Source organism: Paenibacillus taihuensis (genome assembly GCF_003386535.1).
In the GTDB taxonomy this organism is placed as follows: Bacteria; Bacillota; Bacilli; order Paenibacillales; family Paenibacillaceae; genus Paenibacillus_Z; species Paenibacillus_Z taihuensis.
Window position 1 is genome coordinate 1 of record NZ_QTTN01000047.1, and the last position, 21,161, is coordinate 21,161.

17 protein-coding genes and 1 riboswitch are annotated in these 21,161 nt (G+C 51.5%); of the genes, 14 read left to right on the forward strand and 3 right to left on the reverse strand.

Annotation, left to right across the window (positions count from 1 at the left end):
- Nucleotides 1-245, forward strand: a 245-nt coding sequence (locus A8990_RS26800; protein WP_147306879.1) for a transposase, incomplete at its 5' end; no start/stop codon positions are given.
- A 162-nt stretch (nucleotides 246-407) separates the two neighbouring features.
- On the opposite strand, the gene A8990_RS26805 is transcribed toward A8990_RS26800, so the two are convergent.
- Nucleotides 408-1,619: an oxalate decarboxylase family bicupin gene (locus tag A8990_RS26805; protein ID WP_116192104.1), complete on the reverse strand. Its 1,212-nt coding sequence runs from the start codon at nucleotides 1,617-1,619 to the stop codon at nucleotides 408-410.
- Nucleotides 1,620-1,816: 197 nt separating this feature from the next.
- Between A8990_RS26805 and A8990_RS26810 the strand changes: the two genes are divergently transcribed.
- Both A8990_RS26810 and A8990_RS32350 read left to right on the forward strand, forming a co-directional pair.
- The gene (locus tag A8990_RS26810; RefSeq protein ID WP_116192105.1) at nucleotides 1,817-1,999 is read left to right on the forward strand and encodes a hypothetical protein; all 183 of its coding nucleotides are present in this window, start codon (nucleotides 1,817-1,819) and stop codon (nucleotides 1,997-1,999) included.
- A 152-nt stretch (nucleotides 2,000-2,151) separates the two neighbouring features.
- Complete coding sequence (locus A8990_RS32350) at nucleotides 2,152-2,706, forward strand: WGxxGxxG family protein (protein ID WP_116192106.1); 555 nt, start codon at nucleotides 2,152-2,154, stop codon at nucleotides 2,704-2,706.
- Nucleotides 2,707-2,797: 91 nt separating this feature from the next.
- Here the strand turns inward: A8990_RS32350 and yfbR are convergent, their stop codons facing one another.
- On the reverse strand, nucleotides 2,798-3,409 hold the full coding sequence (gene yfbR, locus A8990_RS26820) for a 5'-deoxynucleotidase (RefSeq protein WP_116192107.1): 612 nt from the start codon (nucleotides 3,407-3,409) through the stop codon (nucleotides 2,798-2,800).
- 161 nt (nucleotides 3,410-3,570) lie between these two features.
- Between yfbR and A8990_RS26825 the strand changes: the two genes are divergently transcribed.
- The 5 genes from A8990_RS26825 (at nucleotide 3,571) to A8990_RS26845 (ending at nucleotide 9,667) form a co-directional block, all read left to right on the forward strand.
- On the forward strand, nucleotides 3,571-5,115 hold the full coding sequence (locus A8990_RS26825) for a fumarate hydratase (protein ID WP_116192108.1): 1,545 nt from the start codon (nucleotides 3,571-3,573) through the stop codon (nucleotides 5,113-5,115).
- Nucleotides 5,116-5,203: 88 nt separating this feature from the next.
- Nucleotides 5,204-6,121, forward strand: a complete 918-nt coding sequence (locus A8990_RS26830; RefSeq protein ID WP_181909797.1) for a bile acid:sodium symporter family protein — start codon at nucleotides 5,204-5,206, stop codon at nucleotides 6,119-6,121.
- A gap of 47 nt (nucleotides 6,122-6,168) precedes the next feature.
- Nucleotides 6,169-7,977 carry a two-component system histidine kinase PnpS gene (gene pnpS, locus A8990_RS26835; protein WP_116192110.1) on the forward strand — a complete coding sequence of 603 codons (1,809 nt, stop codon included), beginning with the start codon at nucleotides 6,169-6,171 and terminating at the stop codon, nucleotides 7,975-7,977.
- 122 nt (nucleotides 7,978-8,099) lie between these two features.
- Complete coding sequence (locus A8990_RS26840) at nucleotides 8,100-8,819, forward strand: response regulator transcription factor (RefSeq protein ID WP_116192111.1); 720 nt, start codon at nucleotides 8,100-8,102, stop codon at nucleotides 8,817-8,819.
- Nucleotides 8,820-8,902: 83 nt separating this feature from the next.
- On the forward strand, nucleotides 8,903-9,667 hold the full coding sequence (locus A8990_RS26845; protein WP_116192112.1) for a sugar phosphate isomerase/epimerase family protein: 765 nt from the start codon (nucleotides 8,903-8,905) through the stop codon (nucleotides 9,665-9,667).
- An 11-nt stretch (nucleotides 9,668-9,678) separates the two neighbouring features.
- On the opposite strand, the gene A8990_RS26850 is transcribed toward A8990_RS26845, so the two are convergent.
- Complete coding sequence (locus A8990_RS26850) at nucleotides 9,679-10,548, reverse strand: AraC family transcriptional regulator (RefSeq protein WP_116192113.1); 870 nt, start codon at nucleotides 10,546-10,548, stop codon at nucleotides 9,679-9,681.
- Between the two features lie 166 nt (nucleotides 10,549-10,714).
- Between A8990_RS26850 and A8990_RS26855 the strand changes: the two genes are divergently transcribed.
- The 6 genes from A8990_RS26855 (at nucleotide 10,715) to A8990_RS26880 (ending at nucleotide 20,713) form a co-directional block, all read left to right on the forward strand.
- Complete coding sequence (locus tag A8990_RS26855; RefSeq protein ID WP_116192114.1) at nucleotides 10,715-11,794, forward strand: Gfo/Idh/MocA family protein; 1,080 nt, start codon at nucleotides 10,715-10,717, stop codon at nucleotides 11,792-11,794.
- Between the two features lie 203 nt (nucleotides 11,795-11,997).
- Complete coding sequence (locus A8990_RS26860) at nucleotides 11,998-13,179, forward strand: S8 family serine peptidase (protein ID WP_116192115.1); 1,182 nt, start codon at nucleotides 11,998-12,000, stop codon at nucleotides 13,177-13,179.
- 51 nt (nucleotides 13,180-13,230) lie between these two features.
- Nucleotides 13,231-17,253 carry an S-layer homology domain-containing protein gene (locus A8990_RS26865; RefSeq protein ID WP_116192116.1) on the forward strand — a complete coding sequence of 1,341 codons (4,023 nt, stop codon included), beginning with the start codon at nucleotides 13,231-13,233 and terminating at the stop codon, nucleotides 17,251-17,253.
- A gap of 183 nt (nucleotides 17,254-17,436) precedes the next feature.
- Nucleotides 17,437-17,538: riboswitch (cyclic di-GMP riboswitch) on the forward strand.
- Nucleotides 17,539-17,647: 109 nt separating this feature from the next.
- The gene (locus A8990_RS26870; RefSeq protein WP_116192117.1) at nucleotides 17,648-17,755 is read left to right on the forward strand and encodes a histidine kinase dimerization/phospho-acceptor domain-containing protein; all 108 of its coding nucleotides are present in this window, start codon (nucleotides 17,648-17,650) and stop codon (nucleotides 17,753-17,755) included.
- Nucleotides 17,756-17,772: 17 nt separating this feature from the next.
- Entirely contained in the window at nucleotides 17,773-17,940 is a 168-nt protein-coding gene (locus tag A8990_RS32840) for an ATP-binding protein (RefSeq protein WP_425463936.1), read from the forward strand.
- Nucleotides 17,930-20,713, forward strand: a complete 2,784-nt coding sequence (locus tag A8990_RS26880; RefSeq protein WP_181909798.1) for a bifunctional diguanylate cyclase/phosphodiesterase — start codon at nucleotides 17,930-17,932, stop codon at nucleotides 20,711-20,713. The genes A8990_RS32840 and A8990_RS26880 overlap by 11 nt, the downstream gene beginning before the upstream one ends.
- Nucleotides 20,714-21,161 lie beyond the last annotated feature (448 nt).

A 21,161-nucleotide genomic window follows, 5' to 3' on the forward strand; every position in this document is an offset into this window, starting at 1 on the left:
AAGACATCCGCAAATACACGGTCCCGGCTCGCGGCAGCAGCAAGTTCGCAACACTGTATTCACGTCGCACAGCTGTCGAGCGTGTATTTGCCTATTTAAAAAGCTACTTTGGACTAACGGCAACACGCAAACGCAAAAAGCGGGCCTTCGTTGAGATGGACCTTACTTGTCTGACCTATACATTATGCAAGTTCGCCCTTGATAAACTGAACCAAGAATTGAGAAGGACACGCTGTGCAGCCTGATTTTTTTTAAAATCCTTGGGTTTTGAGTGAGTGCTACCTAGCGATCATAGACTTATGAAATTGACTCTTTATCCAATATAGCTTGGAGATTCGCCCTATAGTACCGTTCTACGATGGATAAATCCACTATAAAGCATCAGCATCGGAAGTATCTGCACTTACTCAGCAGTACTTCACCACCGGCCACTTCTCCTTCCGAAGCGCGTTCATCAGCTCCGGTCCTACACGCAAATTCTCCTGCACGAGCTGCTTCGGAGTAAGCGCCATCCATTGATTGAGCGACACGTCCTCGAACCGGCAGCTCTTGAACATCTCAAGGAACCAGAGGCTCGTGTTGCCGGTGTTCTGGATATAGTGCCCGAATGCAAAAGGAACATAGCCAACGTCACCGGCGCGGTAATCGAACGTGCGGGCAGTGCCTTCGCCGCCGAAAACGGTCATCCGGCCCGTACCTGAGATGTAGTACTGCCATTCGTCATTGTTCGGATGCCAATGCATCTCCCGCATGCCGCCAGGCTTGATCTCGACGAGCGCCGCTGCAATGCTGGTCGCTGCAGGGAAGTTGGTCGAATCGACGATGCGGACTGTACCGCCGGGCGTGACGATCGGCTTTTGCGCCAGCAGACGGTAGGTGAGCGGATTCGGTACGGTTCCTTGCGGGTCAGTTACTTGCTGACTCTCGATTGAACCCGGCATGCTCCCTTGGAAAATATAAACCTGCTCCTTCGGAATGTGCGAGAAGGCGTTCATCGGGACGCCGAAATTCGCGGACAGTACGTCAACCGGCGTATGCGCGAACCAGTCGGAGATCGAGAGCGTGTTAAGGTCGGAGAAGTTGCCGTCGTCGAACACGAGCAGAAACTCGCAGCCGCCTTCGAGACCTTGGATGGAGTGCGGAACTCCAGGCGGGAAAAACCACAAGTCGCCCACGCTGATATCTGCGATGTAGTTCTTGCCGTTCTGATCCACTGCCGTCACGCGAGCCCTTCCGACCAGCATGATGGCCCATTCCGCTTGCTGATGCCAGTGCATTTCGCGGACGCCGCCTGGCGTAAGTGCCATGTTAACGCCAGCTAAAGTGGTCGCAATCGGCAGTTCGCGTGCCGTCACCTCGCGGGACCAGCCGCCGCGATTGAGCTGCATATGCGCATCCGAGAACGAGAACTTCATATTTGGCATCGTCCCGGCATCGGTAGGAGGCGGAACGAACATGTCGGGATTCTCCAGATCCCGCATGACGTCGCGCGGACCGAGATCCCACCAGCCAGTGCCGTCATTGCGTATGGGCTGCGGAATATGTGTATTTGGAGTCGGTTGATTGCGCAAGTTCTGCAGGTTCTGCAGGTGTTGAAAGTATTGCGGATCGTATACCATCGGATGATCCTCTTCCTCTCTTGAAAGAATCATCTTAAATGTATTCGCGGTGCTGAAATGTATGTCTCATTGCCTGTAATCGCCACAGCTCACAGCAGTAGGTATCCGGAAAGTGCGCATAATCAAATACATTCGGGGCATCATTTTTTAGGGACAGCTTAGGGGTTGTCTTCAAGTAAGAAAGGAGAGGAATATTAATGACTTCAAGCCGCGGACATCAAGGTGCGCACGGTATTGGTCAAGTGGAGAAGCAATTGCATCGTCAGGCAGAGGCTGCAGCAGCAATACAGGGTCAGAACCATACCGATCAAGAGGTGCTGGCAGCAAGTCAAGAGCCTTCATCCGCATTAGCAGATATTATCGATCTTCATAATGAATAGAAACAAAGATCCGCGGTCTCTCCGCGGATTTTTGTTTTGTAGCAACTGCTGCTCCTTTTACCACTTGAACGCTAGGATGAAGCAGCTGCTTATCGGAGAAACCATAGGAGTACTTCCGCAATCATCACATCCAAATGGAGGCTGACGATTTGATGAAGAAAACAATTGCAAGTGCTGTTGTGGGGTTATCCTTATCGACACTGCTCGTAGTTCCAGCAATGGCTGATACCGCAATGAACGGTACCGGCAGCGGTGTTAATGGCCAGCCAACTGTGACGACTAACAATGCCTTTGGCGGCACGACCACGTTCAACAGACCGAACGCGTTCGGCACGCCCGGATCGACCGGCACACCTGACGTCTATGGCATCCCAGGCACCACAAAAACCTATAGCGATATGAACGGCAGAACGAATACGTTTGGAACGAATGCCTATTATCGTTATGGAAACACGAATATGAACAATATGAACAGCTATTCGTACGGTACGCCAGCGCGCGGGAATTTTAACGCCTATGCTTACAATCCCACTGTTAACAAGTTTAACAACACCACAAGCGCAATGCGGGCCAACACCGTTCGCGCAACAGCTGTAGATAATGATAACCACTCCAACTGGGGCTGGCTTGGCTTGCTGGGCCTGATCGGCTTGGCGGGCATGCGAAGCCGGAGTCGTGATCACGATCGCGACCGCGAAAGAATCTAATCGACTAGTTTGAAAATGCTCCTTTGGGTGCAAGACAAGTCATTTCTTCTAGATGACTATACTCTTGCCCCAAAGGGCTTTTTTATACAGATCAGGCTTCATTCTCAGACAGTTCATCCAGCGTCTTCGTGAAGCTGTCTGCCATATGGGTCAGGAACCAGTCAACCTCCTGGATATGGAGGTTTGCCAGCTTCTGCCCGATCTGTCCTTTGGCGACGGCGAATTCGCGGTTGCCCGAGGACAGCTCGGACAGGCATTTCATGTACGCGTCGAGCAGGTCCGCGGCTTTGACCATGGCGAGCAGCTCTGCCCGCTCGCTGCCCGCTGCTGGTGCCGACGTGACCACCAGCGGCTCGTATGCAGCCTGCAGCGGCTCCGGCACCATGCTGAGCAGCCGCTCGGCTGCAAGCGCCTCGATCTCGCGGAAATTCGCGAGCATCTTCGGGTTGTGATGCTTGACCGGCGTCGGAATATCGCCGGTGAAGACCTCGGTGGCGTCATGGAACAACGCCATCGTTACCGCGCGGTCGGCGTTCAGCGACCGGCCGAACACATGGTTCCCGATCTCGCACAGCATATGGGCGAGCAGGCCGACATGGTAAGAGTGCTCAGCTACATTTTCGCGTGTCGTATTGCGCATGAGGCTCCATCGTTCGATATAGCGAAGCCGGTACATATAAGCGATAAAAGGACTGTCTTTCATGATCTCAGTGCTCCTTTATACAACTGGAAATAGGAGGATGCAATGCCGCTGGAAAGCGGGATGCCCGCCGCGTAATGATATGGTATGATAGGGTTATATGTTTATAATAAGTATAATCTGAAAGACGAAAAGCGAATAGAGAGAGGAGCCACAAAGGCGTTATGCAACATTTTGAACAGAGCGTATATGATCTTATTGTTGAAACTTCTACTAATCTTCCAGGTGACGTCCGCAAAGTGATTCAAGCGGCGCAGGAAGCGGAGGACCGCGCAACTCGCGCTGGCCTGTCGCTCTCGACGATCGCTACGAATATTGAGATGGCGGAATGCAATGTATCTCCAATCTGCCAAGATACGGGAATGCCGACATTCGTCGTGCACACGCCGGTTGGCGCGAACCAAATCATTATGAAGCAGCAAATCCGCAGTGCGATTGCCCGTGCGACGAAAGACGGCAAGCTGCGGACGAACTCCGTTGACTCGCTGACTGGCGCGAACACAGGGGATAATCTTGGACCAGGCACGCCGGTCATCCACTTCGAGCAATGGGAGAAAGACGATATCGACGTTCGACTCATTCTGAAAGGCGGCGGCTGCGAGAACAAAAACATTCAGTACAGCCTGCCAATGGAAGTTCCGGGACTCGGCAAAGCAGGTCGTGACCTCGACGGCATCCGCAAATGTATTATGCACGCGATCTACCAAGCGCAGGGCCAAGGCTGCAGCGCTGGCTTCATCGGCGTTGGAATCGGCGGCGACCGTACGACAGGCTACGAGCTTGCGAAGCAGCAGCTGTTCCGTCATACGGACGATACGAACGAAATCCCAGAGCTTGCGAAGCTAGAAGAGTACGTAATGGAGAATGCGAATAAGCTCGGTATCGGTACGATGGGCTTCGGCGGCCAAGTTACGCTGCTCGGCTGCAAAGTCGGCGTCATGAATCGTTTGCCTGCAAGCTTCTTCGTATCCGTAGCATATAACTGCTGGGCATACCGCCGCCAAGGCGTGCTGCTCTCCGCGGACTCCGGCGAGATCAAATCGTGGATCTACCCAAGCGGCTCGGAAACGCCTATGAAGTCGCAAGCAGCTGACGAAGCGGCTGAAGCGGTAACGGCGAACGAAGAGCGCCGTGAAGTCGTGCTGCAAACTCCGCTCACGGAAGAGCAAGTACGCAGCCTTAAAGTTGGCGATATCGTTATCATTAACGGTGAAATCCATACAGGCCGCGACGCGATTCACCATCACTTGATGGATCATGACGCACCGATCGACTTGAACGGTGCCGTTATTTATCACTGCGGTCCGGTTATGCTGAAGGATGAGAACGGCTGGAAGGTAAAAGCAGCAGGACCTACGACAAGTGCGCGTGAGGAGCCATACCAAGGCGACATCATGAAGAAGTTCGGCATCCGCGCTGTTATCGGCAAAGGCGGCATGGGACCGAAGACGCTTGCCGCACTGCAAGAGCACGGCGGCGTTTACTTGAATGCTATCGGCGGCGCAGCGCAGTACTACGCGGAATGCTTCAAGAACGTGAACGGCGTAGACTTCATGGAATTCGGTATTCCAGAAGCAATGTGGCACTTGCAAACAGAAGGCTTCGCAGCTGTCGTAACGATGGATTCCCACGGCAACAGCTTGCATGCGGACGTCGATAAGGATTCCTTTGCTAAGCTTGCCCAATTCAAGGAGCCGGTATTTAAATAAGCGTTACGTGCGGTCATTATAGAGATAAAATGAGGGATGCGTTATACGCAGCTTCGGACTCGCCTTTAATCGAAGGTTTGAACAATGGATGTTTCTAATTATCCCTGGATGCCTCGTCCTGGGATTCTTTTTTTCTGCGCAGCTGCAGCGGCTCGTTCCTGCGGTGCCGTACTGCTTCGCATTCGTGACGCTAACGATGGCGATCGGCTGCGGCTTGCAGCAGCTGAGAACGGTTATCCAGCGGCCGGCCGTCATGCTATGGACGTTCGTGCTCGCGCATGTCATATCGCCGCTGCTCGCATACTGGTTAGGCGGGCTGCTATTCAGCTTCGATTCGCCATACGTAGTCGGACTCGTATTATTCACGATCATACCGCTTGGCGTGTCGACCGTGCTGTGGGTTGGCATGTCCGAAGGCAGCGTGCCGCTTATGCTGGCGATGGTCGTCATTGATTCGGCGCTAAGCCCAATCGTCGTGCCTGCAGGCATTAAGCTCTTATTCCATACTTCTGTAAGCGCCAATACAACAGCCATGGTGGGCGATCTGCTTCTCATCATCGTTGCACCGACGATTGTAGGCGTGCTGCTCCATGAATGGTCGAAGGGCCGCATCCAGAAGGCGGTACAGCCCTATGCCGCGCCGGTGTCCAAGCTCTGCTTCACCGCAGTTGTGATGTTGAATGCGGCAGCAATTGCGCCATCGACTGAAGCGCTCCGCGGCGATTTGTTCCGCGTTGTGCCGTCGGCGCTCGTGCTGGTCGGCATCTGCTACGCGGTCGGTTACTTCGGCACGTCGCATTATCGCAGCCGTGAGGTTCAGGTAACCGTGTCCTACGCGACGGGCATGCGGAATATTTCGCTTGGCGTAGTCCTGGCGATGAGCTACTTCAGCCCGCTCGCTGCCGTTCCGGTTGTACTGTCGATATTAATTCAGCAGCCGCTTGCTACATTGCATCATTATTTTTTACAAAAACTTAACAAAAAGGCGGCTGGCGCAGGCAGCTAAGTACAGGGTAGGATGGAGAATGAACGATTCGGCATGGAGGTAGGAAAATGAACAGCTTTCGAATGCGGCTCACACTCATTCTGATCGCCATGATTGGACTTGCAGTATTAGCAGCCGGATTATTTATGGGCAAGACGTATCGGGACAATCATCTCGACGCACTGCGCGATAATATGAAGCGCGAGATGAATATCATTCTGGATTCGATGGAATGGCGCACAGGAGACCCTGATTCGCTATACATGTACTACACGGGAAAAGCGCAGCGTTTGAAAGCCATCACAGATACGCGTATCACCTTCATACGCAGCGATGGTGTCGTGCTTGGCGATTCCGATCATGATTCGAAGACGATGGACAACCATTCGACGCGCGAAGAGATTATAGAAGCGAAGAAGAATGGCATCGGCTGGACGACCCGTCACAGTGATACGATCAATGAAAATTTGCTTTATGTCGCGATGCTGGTCAATCCGAACAATCCGCAGCATTCGGATGTTATTCGGATGGCGCTCAGCTTGCAGAAGGTTGACGAGAGCATTCAGCGGGTATGGGCCGCACTCATTGTTGGCTTATTGATTCTGTTCATTGCAGCAGCGCTGATCAGCTTCCGCGTTGCGCAAGGCTTGACCCGTCCGCTGGAACAGATTACTCGCGTATCCAAGAGAATCAAGAATCTCGATTACCGTGCACGCGTCGAAGTGTCGCGCCAGGATGAGATTGGGGAGCTGGGGCTTGCCATTAATGCGATGGCGGAAAGCTTGCAGGAGCAGATGTCGCGCATTCATCAGAATGAGAGCCAACTCGCAAGCGTGCTTGATAACATGATCAACGGCGTCGTGAGCATTAACGCGAACGGCAATATTTTGCTGCTGAACCGGAAAGCTGAAGAGTTCCTCGGCTTCTCCGCCAAGGAGCTGGTCGGCCATCACTTCGCTTCCGCAAAGCAGCAGTACGAGCTGTCGCAGATCATTCAAGAAGCGTTGGAGCGCCGAGAACATCTGCGCGATGAGATTACGTTTTATTTTCCAGAAGAGCGCCTGCTGGATCTGAACCTTGTTCCGATCTTCGATGAAGAAGAGGACAACAAGTTCGAGGGCGTACTGCTCGTCTTGCAGGACGTGACCGCGATTCGCAGACTGGAACGGATGCGCAGCGAGTTCGTCGCGAACGTCTCTCACGAGCTAAAGACGCCGGTAACCGCGGTAAAAGGCTTCGCCGAGACATTGATGGGCGGTGCGGTGAACGATCCGGAGACAGCGCGCTCCTTCCTGCAAATCATCTATGACGAGAGTGACCGCCTGAACCGATTGATCGGCGACATTCTCGAGCTGTCGAAGATCGAGTCGCGCCGCGTGCCGCTGCAGTACTCGCCCGTCGAGCTGTCCTCGTTCATGGAGAAAACGATGGAAATGATGAGTCCGGAGGCGGTACGCAAGCATATTCGCCTCTCGACGAAAGTGGACCCTGGCGTCTATGTCGAGGTGGACGAGGATCGTTTGCGACAGATCATGATGAATTTGTTAGCGAATGGCATAAACTACACATCAGAAGGCGGCTCCGTCTCGATTCGGGTTGAACCTGTTCTCGGACCAGGGCAGACGCTGGAAGATAATTATGAACATATTCGCATTCATATTTCGGACACGGGGATGGGGATTCCGAAGAAGGATTTGCCGCGCATCTTCGAACGGTTTTACCGGGTCGATAAAGCCAGGTCCCGAAGCTCAGGCGGTACCGGACTTGGCTTATCGATCGTCAAACATCTCGTGGAGCTTCATAAAGGCACGATTACGGTTGATAGTAAAGTCGGAATCGGTTCCACCTTTACGATCGAACTTCCTGTCATTCAGTAATGGATGACGGGTAGTTCTACCGAAGGGGTTTACCCTTCAATAGAAACAGTGCTATGATAATTAAGGAATTGTAGAACGTGAAAACCATGCAGACATAAGAACATGGTAGTTTGGGGGTCAACATGTCACAGAAAGTGTTGGTCATCGAAGACGAGCCGACATTGGCCAGGTTGTTATCGTACAACCTGTCGCAGGAAGGTTATGATACGACAGTTATTGATCATGGGGCTGAGGGCTTGCAGGTCGCGCTGCAGCGGTCGTTTGATCTTATTATTCTCGATATTATGCTGCCTGGAATGAATGGGTTTGAAATTTTGTCACGGCTGCGCCAAAGCGGCAATCGGACGCCCGTTATTGTGCTGACCGCACGCAATGCGGAAGAGGAAGTTGTGCAAGGTCTGAAGCGCGGCGCAGACGATTACATGACCAAGCCGTTCGGCGTTGCCGAGCTGCTGGCGCGTGTATCGGCTGTTCTTCGCAGAACCGGCCAAGATGACACGCAGCTGACGGAATCGAATGATAAAGTCATCACTGCAGGCGACTTGTCCATCTATCCGGAACGCTACGAGGTCATTCTGAATGGCGAGACGGTACCGCTTCGGCCGAAGGAATTCGAGGTGCTGCTCTATCTGGTGCAGCGTCCAGGCGTAGTTGTCACACGCGATGATTTGATGAATGTCGTCTGGGGGTTTGATTATATCGGCGGACAGCGGACCGTTGACGTGCATGTCAGCTCGCTGCGCAAGAAGCTTGAGCTCGGGCAGCAGTCCGTTGAAATTGAATCCATCCGCGGCGTCGGCTACAAGCTTGTGATGCCAAGAAAGCTCGGTTCACCGAAATAAGGTGACCGGGCTTTTTTTCTTGTTCACGGGCTTTCCACAAAGTGGTAAGATGACCATAACTACGGTATGGAGGTGCAAGTGAAGTGGTCGCTTTCGGTTGGTGTAGAGGAATTGAGGATGCAGAGCTGCTTGGGGAGCATGGGTTCGCGTACATCGAATGCGGATTGCAGCAGCTGCAATTGGAGAATGAAGCGTTGTTTCGCGAGACGCTGCCTGCTTATTTGAACAGCCCGCTGCCTGTACGGGCATTCAATCTGTTCTTCCCGGGAGATATGCGTATCGTTGGGCCGGAGCTGGACCCGGAACGGGTACGCCGGTATATCCACCGCGGAGCGGAGGCGATGAACCGGATCGGTGCGCGCATTGCGGTGCTTGGCAGCGGGAGGTCGCGCCATATTCCGGAAGGCTGCGAGCAGGAGAGAGCGGAGGACCAGATGCTGCATGTGCTGAGCTGGATTGCCGAGGAGTTTGCCGGTACCGGCGTGACACTTGCAATAGAGCCGCTGAACAAGAAGGAAACGAACCTCATGAACAGTGTCGCAGAAGCCGTCAGCTTCGCGAAGCAAATCAACCATCCAACCGTGCGCGTGCTGGCAGATTTCTACCATATGGACGAAGATAGCGAGCCGCTTGATACAATCACGCAGCACAAGGATTGGTTAGCGCATATTCATATCGCCGATACCGGCCGGTTAGCTCCAGGAACGGGACAATATCCGTATGCGGCGTTCGCGCAGCAGCTGAAGGATGCCGGCTATAATGGCATGATCTCCGCAGAATGTACGGTCCATAAGCCGGAGGAAGAGCTGCCGGCGAGCCTTGCGTTCATGAAGCGGGTATTCGGTTAGAGCAAAGGACGCTATGCCCGGTTCCACTCCAGCATGCGCTTCTGGAACTGCTTCGGCGAGCAATCATTATACTTTTTGAACATCTTGTAGAAGTGCGCCATATTCGGCATTCCAATGCGGTCGCCGACCTCCGAGACGCTAAGATCCTTCGTCAGCAGGATGCGTTCCGCCCACTTGATCTTGCGGTAGTTCACATACTCGGTGAATGAGAGCCCGATCGCTTTCTTGAAAAATTTCACGAAGTAGTAATAGCTCATATTCGCAAGCTTGGACACTTCCTCAACTTGAATGCGGCCTTCCAGATGCTCCTCTACATAATCAATAACGCCGCGAAGACGAGCACGGTCGAAGTCTTCATGATCGGCAAGCACTTTGCGCGAGTCGCCCCTGATAAGCAAGAGCAGCAGCTTCTTAATCAGCATGCTGACGGCGAGCTCATAACCGTTCTGCTTCGTCGTCACTTCATGCAGCACGGTACGGATAGAATCAGCAGCTTCCGCTCTGGCCGCCGGATTTTCCTGGAATATGTAGTTCGCGCGGCTGAGCGGATTTTTCGTTTCCGAGAAAAATCGCATATACGGCATCGAGCTTTGGTCGATAAATTGTTCGAGGTCGAATTGCAGCACGATATAGTTGAGCGGACCGCCCAAGCTGCGGTCGCGGTGAAGCTGTCTCGCGCCGATGAGGGCAATGTCGCCACTTTGAAGTTTTATGCACTCATCTTCGATATTGACGTCGAGTTCGCCGTCGAGAATGAGCAGCAATTCGATCTCGCGATGATAGTGCCAATTGATGAACAAATCGTTGTCGCGGCTGGACTGATACACCTTTATAGACAATAGAGGGTTTTCATAAACAACCTTCTCATTATAGAATTCCACGGGTAACACCCTTTCGAGAGCAAAATCACATAAAAGCATACCTATTAGGCAACTATATTTTTGGCAAGCAGTTGAACTATACTAATCTTAATGTGTGCCGCTCTATCTTAGTGGACATGCATAACTCAAATTATATCATTTCACGGCTCATGGAGGTAGAAAATTAATGACTAAGGCACGTATTGGTATTATTGGCTGCGGCGGTATCGCTAACGGCAAACATCTCCCAAGCTTGGCTCAAGTAAAAGAAGCTGAGATCGCAGCATTCTGCGATATCATCGTTGAGAAAGCTGAGCAAGCAAAAGCAAACTACGGAACTGAAGATGCAAAAGTATACACAGATTATAAAGAGCTTCTGAAAGACGGCTCGATCGACGTTATTCACGTTTGCACGCCGAACGATTCCCACGCAGTAATTTCCATCGACGCTCTGGAAGCTGGCAAGCACGTGCTTTGCGAGAAGCCAATGGCTAAGACAGCTGCTGACGCTCGTTTGATGCTGGAAGCAGCACAACGCACTGGCAAGAAGCTTAGCATCGGTTACAACAACCGTTACCGTGCTGACAGCCGTTACCTCAAGCAAATTTGCGAAGAGGGCGAGCTTGGTGAAATCTACTTCGCGAAAGCACACGCGATTCGTCGCCGTGCCGTTCCAACTTGGGGCGTATTCCTCGATGAAGAGAAACAAGGCGGCGGACCGCTTATCGATATCGGTACTCACGCGCTTGACCTCGTATTGTGGATGATGGACAACTACAAGCCGAAGGTAGTTCTTGGCCGTGCTTACCACAAGCTTTCTCAAACTGAGAATGCTGCAAACGCTTGGGGTCCATGGGATCCAGCGCAATTCACGGTTGAAGATTCCGCTTTCGCAATGATTACAATGGAGAACGGTGCAACTGTTATCCTTGAATCCAGCTGGGCGCTGAACTCCCTCGAAGTTGACGAAGCGAAAGTATCCCTCAGCGGTACTAAAGCTGGCGCAGACATGAAAGACGGTCTTCGCATCAACGGCGAGAAGAACAGCCGTCTCTATGTAAACAAAGTAGAGCTGAACAGCGGCGGCGTAGCCTTCTACGAAGGCGCAGTCGAAACAGCAGAGGTGCTTGAAGCATCGATGTGGATTGACGCTGTTCTGAACGACAAAGAAACTTTCGTGAAACCAGAGCAAGCGCTCGTTGTTTCCGAAATTCTTGAAGCAATCTACGAGTCTTCCCGCACTGGCAAGGCTGTTTACTTCGAATAATCGACTAACATATGTGAAGAAGCCGAGGATGGTTTACCATCCTCGGCTTCTTTTTGTTCACTTAAGCCCATTTCATGTATTGTCAAATCTATTATTTGTAGGTAAAAAGTTCTACTTGAGAGAAAATAATGATATAATATGTCGAAATATAGCGACGATCGGACTAGAATAAAAAGACAGCATGGAATGTTGGAGGCACATCAATGAAGAACAGCATGATCGGCAAACGTATGATTTTTCTACTTTTAGGTCTTTGTTTTGTGACGCTGTTTACGGGTTGCAAGCATGATTCGGCTGGTCCGCTGCCCGATCAGCCACCAACTAGTAAACTGCAATGGGTGAATAACTATTACCATGTCGATGATCTGAATGAACGAGGTTTGAAGGGCAAAGGCGTTCGAGTTGCGATTGTGACGTTCGACACCTTCACCGTGTCGGATATCCAGCGTTTCTCGGATAAATTCGGGCTGCCAAAGCCGAAGGTTAATGTCATTCCCCTATTTGGCGGGGCGATTCATCAAGGGGTAGCAAGCAACGGCCATGTTGAATCGACGCTGGATATTGACATTGTCCATGCAGTAGCACCGGATGCTGAACTGGATGTGTACACCGTACCTCCACCTGTACCGTTCTCTGTCGTCTTGGAGCAGATATTGAATGAAGGGCACGCGCAAATCGTTACGATTTCGTGGGGCCGCGCACCTAACTTGGCGGAAGACAAGCGCGCGTATGACGTGATTGAAGCGATGAACAAACAAGGCATGACGGTATTTGCTTCAACCGGCGATACGGGCACTCGGGCTGATAATACCACGCTGATGGCACCATCGTACTTGCCGAATGTCGTTGCGGTAGGCGGCACGGTGGTAACCATCGATCAAGCGCAGACAACCGTGACCGAGCGCAATTGGCCACTCTCCGTAAGCGGTTGGAGCAGCGATTATCAATCGCCGAACTATCAAGCTGAGGCGGCGTCATCCATGAAGCTTCGTGCAGAGAGCCAGCAGCATCGCATGCTGCCGGACATCGTTGGGCCGTCTATCGTGACGGAAGCTGGCTCGATAACTGCTGATCGCGACGGCATTCCGATCTATGTGACGGATCCGAAGACAGGGACAGGGGCGTGGATTCCTGCGATCGGAACAAGCGTCGCTGCGCCTTACATGGCAGGTATCTTTGCCAATATTGCCGGTGGACTGCATAACGGATTAGGCGATATTCATGAGAGGTTGTACAAACAGATGAATAAGCCTGCCTATAACAAAGTAGATGCCAGCGACAAAACTGGCAGCTTTGAGGGAGGTGAGGCATATTCAATGGCTGCGGGCCTTGGGAGTGTGAATGCCTATGAAATGGCGGCAGCATTCGGTTTGTCTATGAAGTGAATGGCAATACAGAGAAATCATACATAAGCTTTGGGAAGGAAGAAGACATCAATGAATAAACAAACGTTGAAAGCAGTTCTAAGATGGGTTGTCATTGCCAGCATGCTGCTTACGAGCATACCGTTCTACAGCGACAGCGCATCTGCAAATATCGTTGAGCCTACCGTTACATCTGCAATATTCGGGACAACCGTGAATGATACATCGGCTTACTTGTTGGGAACAGCCGTCGGGTTTGGCGCTGGAACACAGGTAGGGTACGAATACTCGAAGAATTCGGATATGTCCGATAGCGTATCGACTGCCCCTTACCCGTTGTCGGGAACTTATGTTTATGGGTATTTGTGGAATCTGGATCGCGGCACGACCTATTACTATCGCGCTTTTGCTAGTTCTGGCGGCGATAAAGTATATGGCGAGATTGAATCTTTCAAGACTGCAATCATCACAGGTCTTGACGTTAGAGATAGCGGTGGAACAACACTGGGTAAAACACCGTTTGCGTTCAGCTATACTCAGACTGGATATGAGGTGGATGTTCCGTACGGGACAACGAGCGTGAGCGTCGTTGAATCTGCGGATCTGGGGACAGCGCAGCAGCCGCTCAATCTGGGTTTCTCAATCGTAGGCGATAGCTCGTCTGCTTCTACCGAGCCTTGGCACTCTACACTAGGCAGTAATATTGAAGCTGTGCATACGGTGAATCTTACATCGGATTCCACGGTGGTGTGTGTAGGCACAATGGCATTTGCCGTCGATACTATTACGCCAAGCCCATGTTCAGCAGGTCAGTTTGCTGTCACAATCAATCGTCTCTCCACCTCGGTGACAACGACGAATGCAGTCGTTACTGATACGACAGCGTTTCTAATTGGAGCAGCGGACGGATTTGGGTCGTCCACACCGGTTGGTTTCGAATATTCGGAAGACGAGAATTTCGAGACAAACACAACAACAACAACGGAAACAATGTCGGGCAGCTCGATCTATAGCTCTCTCTCAGACTTGGATCGTGGCGCGACATACTACTATCGCGCTTATGCTGAAGTAGACGGCAGGAAGGTGTATGGTAATATCCTAACCTTCAAGACTGCCATTATTACGGGCATTGATGTGAAGAATAGCGGTATTACGCTTGACAAATCACCCTCTGCATTTAGCTACGATGAGACAGCGTACACTGTACACGTTCCACGCAGCACAACGAGCGTGAGTGTCGTTGAATCTGCGGATCTCGGAACAGCTGCAGAGCTGGCGGATTTGGATTTTGCTGTGGACGGTGGCAACACAGTTTATGAGCCTTGGCAAGCGGGATTAGGCAGCAGCTTATCAGCTTCACATGAGGTGAGCATCTCGGCCAATACGACGACCGTGTGCGTAGGCGGTCTGACATTCGCAGCCCCGGGAATACTGCCAGGCCCTTGTTCTCAAGGACAATATACGATCACAATTATCCGCGATTCCGGTACAGTGACAACGACACGCGCGGACGTTACGGATATGACGGCGTTTCTGTTCGGCACAACGGATGATTTTGATTCGTCCACACCGGTTGGTTTCGAATATTCGAAGTCCGAGAATTTCTCCACAAGCACGACCACAGCAGGAGTATTGGCGGGCAGTTCAATCTATAGCTCGCTCGAAGACTTGGATCGTGGCGCGACATACTACTATCGCGCTTATGCTGAAGAAGACGATGTGAAGGTGTATGGTGCTACTCTATCTTTCAAGACTGCCATTATTACGGGCATTGATGTGAAGAACAGCAGCGGCACTACGCTTGAGAAATTACCAGCTTCGTTCAGTTACAATGATGCAGCGTACACCGTTCATGTTCCACATAACACAACGAGCGTAAGCGTAGTCGAAACGGTGGACCGTGGAACAGCTCCGTCGCCAATGAATTTGGTCTTTACAGTAGGCGGAAGCTCGTCCACGGAACCGTGGCAAACGGTTTCTGGCAGCAATATCTCAAGCACGCATACAGTGGCTATCACAGCTGACACGACGATCGTGTACGTGTGCCGTCCAGTATTCACACGCCCGAATACAACTGCTACGTGTAATTCAGAACAATTTGCAGTTACAATTACTCGCGATCCCGGAACTGTCACAACGACACGCGCAGACGTTACGGATACGACGGCGTTTCTGATCGGCACAGCGGATGAGTTTGATTCGTCCACACAGGTTGGATTCGAATATTCGGAATACGAGGATTTCAGAACAAGCGCTACCACAACGGAAGCATTGTCGGGCAGCTCAATCTATAGCTCGCTCTCAGACTTGAACCGTGGCACGACATACTACTATCGCGCTTACGCTGAAGAAGACGGCGTGAAGGTGTATGGTGCTACACTTTCCTTTAAGACTGCTATTATTACCGGCATTGATGTTAAGAACAGCGGCACAACGTTAACGAAATCGCCTTCTGCGTTCGGTTACTTAACGACAGCGTACACCGTGCATGTTCCACATAGCACAACGAACGTAAGCGTAGTCGAAACGGTGGATCGTGGAACAGCTCCGACGCCTATACATTTGGGCTTCTCAGTAGGCGGCAGCACGTCCTCGGAACCGTGGCAAACAGTTTCTGGCAGCATTATCTCGAGCACGCATACAGTGGCTATTGAAGCTGACTCGACGATAGTGTGCGTGAGCACTCCAGAATTCGCAAGTCCAGCTTCAGCTGCACCTGTGGGCCCATGTGCTTCAGGAAAATTCGCAATCACGATTATTCGCGATGCGGCTCCACAGTCATCTGCACCGACACCGCCTCCGAGCGTAGTGCTCGTTCTGGATTCCAACCCGAATTCGACGAATGAATCTGCGAAAACAGCAATGACGCAAATTGTAGGCACAGATTTGAAAATGTCTGCACAGCTGATGAATGCAAACGGTGAGGCACTGAACATTCCGGAAATTCCGCTCGGCGCGGACGGATCCTTCAGTCTGCAAGGCGTACCTTCCGGCCAGTATACTGTCGCGCTAAGCGTCATTGCGCCAACTGGCGAGAAGCTGGCAGGACGGATTGCGAAGCTGACCGTGAATAGCGATGGTAGTGCTAAGCTTGAAGCCGGCCTGATCGACCCTTATGGTATTGTGACTGATGCAGTTACAGGCAAGACGATCGAGGGCGCTAAAGTTACGCTGCACTGGATGGATACCAAGCTGAACAGTTCCAAAGGCAGAAAGGCCGGCGATCTTGTCGTCTTGCCGGAGCTTCCTGATTTCAAGCCAAATCAGAACCATGATCCGCAGACTACGGTAAACGGCGGACAATACGGCTGGATGGTATTCCCAGACGGAGACTATTATATTACGGCTGAGAAAGATGGCTACGAGACTTTCGACAGCCGTAAAGATACACGTAATGAGCAGCAAGGCGTAGATAGCTACATTAAGGACGGCAACATCCATGTTGGCCAATCCATTGTACAATACAGCTTTGCCATGCATCCTAAAGTGATTGCTTCCGGCGAGCATAAGCCTTACATGCTGGGTTATCCGGATGGATCGTTCCGTCCTGAACGCGGCATCACGCGTGCGGAGATTGCGGCAATTCTTAGTCGCTTGTTCACTGGCGATCAAGCGGCTGCGGTTTCGTTCGCCGATGTCAAGAAAACACACTGGGCAGCGAAGGAAATTGCAGCTGTCACTGCGCAGAAATGGATGGTCGGTTACCCAGACGGCAACTTCCGTCCAGATCAGCAGGTGACTCGTGCAGAGTTTGCACAGATTTTGCTGAATGTGAAGAAGTGGAACCCGGTGTCTGGCAACGTATTTGAAGATGCTAAAGGACATTGGGCAGCAACAGCTATCGCTACTTTGGCGAAGCAAGGGCTGCTTCAAGGATATCCAGACGGAACCTTCCGTCCGAATCAGTCGATCAAACGTGTAGAAGCCGATGTTGTCTTCAATGAACTGCTTGGCCGTCATCCATGGAAAGTGCAGACGAAGCCAATTTGGACAGATGTCGATTCCACGTATTGGGGCTATGATGCTGTGATGGAAGCTTCGATTCCGCACATGTTTGAGCAGTATGAGAGCGGAGAAGAGAATTGGAAATCGTAAGTTTGTAATCTAGCTGGACAACAAAAGATCTTGCCACCTTATTCGGTGCAAGGTCTTTTGTTTTTATATCGACATGTTCGACAAAAACAGTCCACATCCAACCAATTTTGCTATATACAACGAATAAAAAAAGAATATAATTGAAGATATTGGAAGTAATTTGCTTCAATTCAAACTTAATGCTCTTGACAAAGGCAAACTATTGGAAACAATAGGACGCAAAGCCGTGGCCTAAGGCATCATTCGATCGATCGAATCGATGCTATGGTAGACAAGGTTACCAGGGTAATGGAAATCATCCATTATTCGGGATGGTTTTTTTATTGCCTTTTTTCGTAGTTTGTGAAAAAGGATGGAACAACGTTTCAGGTGGAGGACCATGTGACGCCGATGAATGAGAAAGGGCGCAGCTGCTGCCGGTATCGTCCATGAGATTCGAAATCCGCTTACTGCGATTAATGGATTAATGAAGCTGTTTCAGAACGGTGTTGCGGCATACTGAAGGAGCTGCTCAACCAGATCGGCAGACCATTCTTCTCGACGAAATCTAAAGGGACAGGCCATGGGCTTATGATCAGCAATAAAATCATTACGAACCATGGCGGCTCGATTCATATTGACAGCAAAGAGGGCGAAGTTACTACATTCCAGGCTATTCTTCCGGGAGGTAATCCAAGTGGCATATAATCACATTCATGGAAGCTACAACTGGTTTCTGGTTTGTTTGTCATTCATTATCGCATTATTTGCTTCCTATACGGGACTTAATCTGGCAAGACGGGTCGTATTGTCTGACGGTTGGAAAAGGAAGGGCTGGCTCGCAAGCGGTGCATTCATCATGGGGACAGGCATCTGGTCGATGCATTTCATTGCGATGCTGGCATTCAAGCTGCCTAGCGGAGTCACTTATGATCTGATCACAGTGCTCGTCTCGATCGGAGCTTCGTTTATCGGTTCTTTAGTGGGCTTCGGCTTTGCCAGCCTGGGTAAACAGAAGCTGTCGATGCTAATTGCAGGCGGCCTCTTCATGGGGCTTGCCATCAGCGGCATGCATTATATCGGGATGTACGCACTTACAGGAGTGGCCATTACCTACAATCCGTTGCTGCTCTCGTTCTCGATTATCATCGCGGTGCTGACGTCAATTGCAGCGCTGCTGTTCGCCTTCCGCAACAATACCCGCTATTGGATGAGCGGTCTTATTATGGGCATTGCCATTACTGGAATGCACTACACAGGGATGTCAGCGGCAAATATGTCCATACCGACGGACATGCTGGATATGCGCTCGGATATGCAGGCAGATAGTTTTCTTGAAATTGCGATCTATGTGGCGTTCGGGACGATTGTCATCTTCGCGGTCAGCTTGATCGGGTCGATGAATGCGGATAAGAAGCTGTCTGAGCAAATGATGCTGAAGGGCTCAATTCTGGAGTCGGCCATCGACTGCCTAATCATGTTCGACCATAAGGGGCGAATTTTTGAGTTTAACCCAGCCGCAGAGCGGATGTTCGATGTCGTGCGCGGTGAGGTTATCGGGCAGTCCATAAGCCGGTTTCTGCTACCGGCACATATCGAGGTTCATGAGCCGGTCAATCGGATGCTGGCTCAAGGAAGTAAGTCGGTGCTCGGAGCGCGGATCGAAACGGTTCTGTCGCGCTGTGACCAGAGTGGGTTTCCGGTGGAAATCACGGTGACCCGGATTAAGAAGGACAAGCTGCCGGTGTATACGATGTACTTGCGCGATCTGACTGCCCGCAAGCAGGTGGAAGAGGCGCTGCGTGAGAGTGAAGAGCGCTACCGCAAGCTGATCGATTTCTCGCCGGAGCCGATAATCGTCCACAAAGATGGGATTATTACATTCATCAATGATGCGGGACTGCAGACGTTAGGCGGCGTGGAGCAGCAGGCATTAATCGGCACGCGTATTCTGGAGCTGGTTCAAGCCGAATACCGGCAGAAAGCTCGTCTGTGGATCGCAGATGTAGAAGCTGGTGTAGCGCGAACAGATTCGATAGAGATGAAAGTCGTTCGAGCTGACGGGAATGCGATCGATATCGAGGCAAAATCCATCCTGGTGCAGTATGGTGGAGAAACGCTGATTCAGACGATTGCCCGGGATATTACAGATAAGAAGCTCAGCGAGAATACGATCAAGAAGCTCGCCTATTTCGATATGCTGACAGGGCTGCCGAACCGGAACTGGTTCAATATGTTTTTCCCGGAGCTGTTGCATAAAGCGAAGGAAGGAGGCTACTCGGTTGCTGTCATGTTCCTTGATCTGGACCGGTTCAAGCTGATCAACGATACGATGGGACATCTGATGGGCGATCGGCTGCTGCAGCGTTTCGCAAAACTGCTATCCGAATGTGCAGGCGGCGAGAATCGTCTTGTATCACGATTAAGCGGTGATGAGTTCGTCATTATTGTTCCAGGCAGCGGCCGCAGCGATGTGGTGAAGCTTGCAGAGACGATCATTAAACGAGTGGCTGCGCCAATCGACCTGGAAGGTCAAGCGATCTTCATTACGACAAGCATTGGCATCGCGCAGTTTCCGGATGACGGCGAGACGCCTGAAGTGCTGCTGAGGCATGCGGATTCGGCGATGTATGCCGCGAAGGAGAACGGGAAGAATCAGTTCAAGTTCTTCGAGTGGAAAATGAACCACACGAAGAACCGCCGCCTGGCTATCGAGCAGGCACTGCACGCGGCGCTTGAGGAGCGGCAGTTCCATCTGGTATACCAGCCGATCTTCCAGGCTCGGACACGGCAGATAATTAGCATGGAGGCGCTGGTCCGTTGGCAGCATCCGACGATGGGAGCGATTGGGCCGGATGAGTTTATTCCAATCGCCGAATGCACGGGCCATATTATTCCGCTTGGCGAATGGATCTTACATCAGGCGTGCAGCCAGCTTCATCAGTGGCACTGTGACGGTATGGTTATGGTGCCGATCGCAGTCAATCTATCTGTGGTGCAGTTCAATCAGGAGCGGATTGTGGAGATGATCCGAGAGACGCTGGAGCGAACGAACCTTGCGCCGGAATATCTCGTTCTAGAAATTACCGAGAGTATGGCAATGAACAACAATCACTCGATTATCGATCGGCTGCAGCAGCTAAAGTCGCTCGGCATCGGGATCTCGATCGATGATTTCGGCACAGGCTATTCGTCGCTCAGCTATTTGCGGCGCTTCCCGGTTGATACGCTGAAGATCGACAAGTCGTTCGTGCATGACTTGTGCGTATCGAGCAGCGATACGGCGATTGTGGAAGCAATCATCGCGCTGGCGAAGAGCTTGAAGCTGTGCGTGCTTGCCGAAGGCGTGGAGACGGAGCAGCAGCTGCAGATTCTAGCGCAGAAGGGCTGTACGGATATGCAGGGCTACTGGCTGTCGCATCCGCTGACGGCGGAGCAGATTGAGTCCATGTATTTGGGGGAGATGAACCGGATCGGGTGAGCGTTGGTGAGCTATAGGGCGCTCCCGCTGCGAGTTCGGTATCGTTGTTTCGCTCGCTGTTGTCCCCGAATTTCTTTAACTACCACCTTATCGGTGGGAATTCGGGGACAAAGGCGACCGCTACCGCTTCTCCACAATCGATACCGCCCTCTCCGCTCTTTGCCCCAGCAGAGCAAAAACTCACCCGACCGGTTCGGGTAAGTGAGCAGAGAAACGACCTTGTGCCCGTTGGGGTACAAGGTCGTTTCATTCTCACAACACCCAGCGCCTATAATGGATTTAGCCATTATAGAACGGCTCAAACAGGCAAATGCATGAGCTATATTGGAAATATCCACTCATTGCCACCTGAAAAAAGGTCAAAATCGGTCACATGGCTGAAAATGAGTGGAGAAATCCAATATAGCGTGGCGAAACGGCTGAAAACGAGCTAAATGCGTGGAAATAT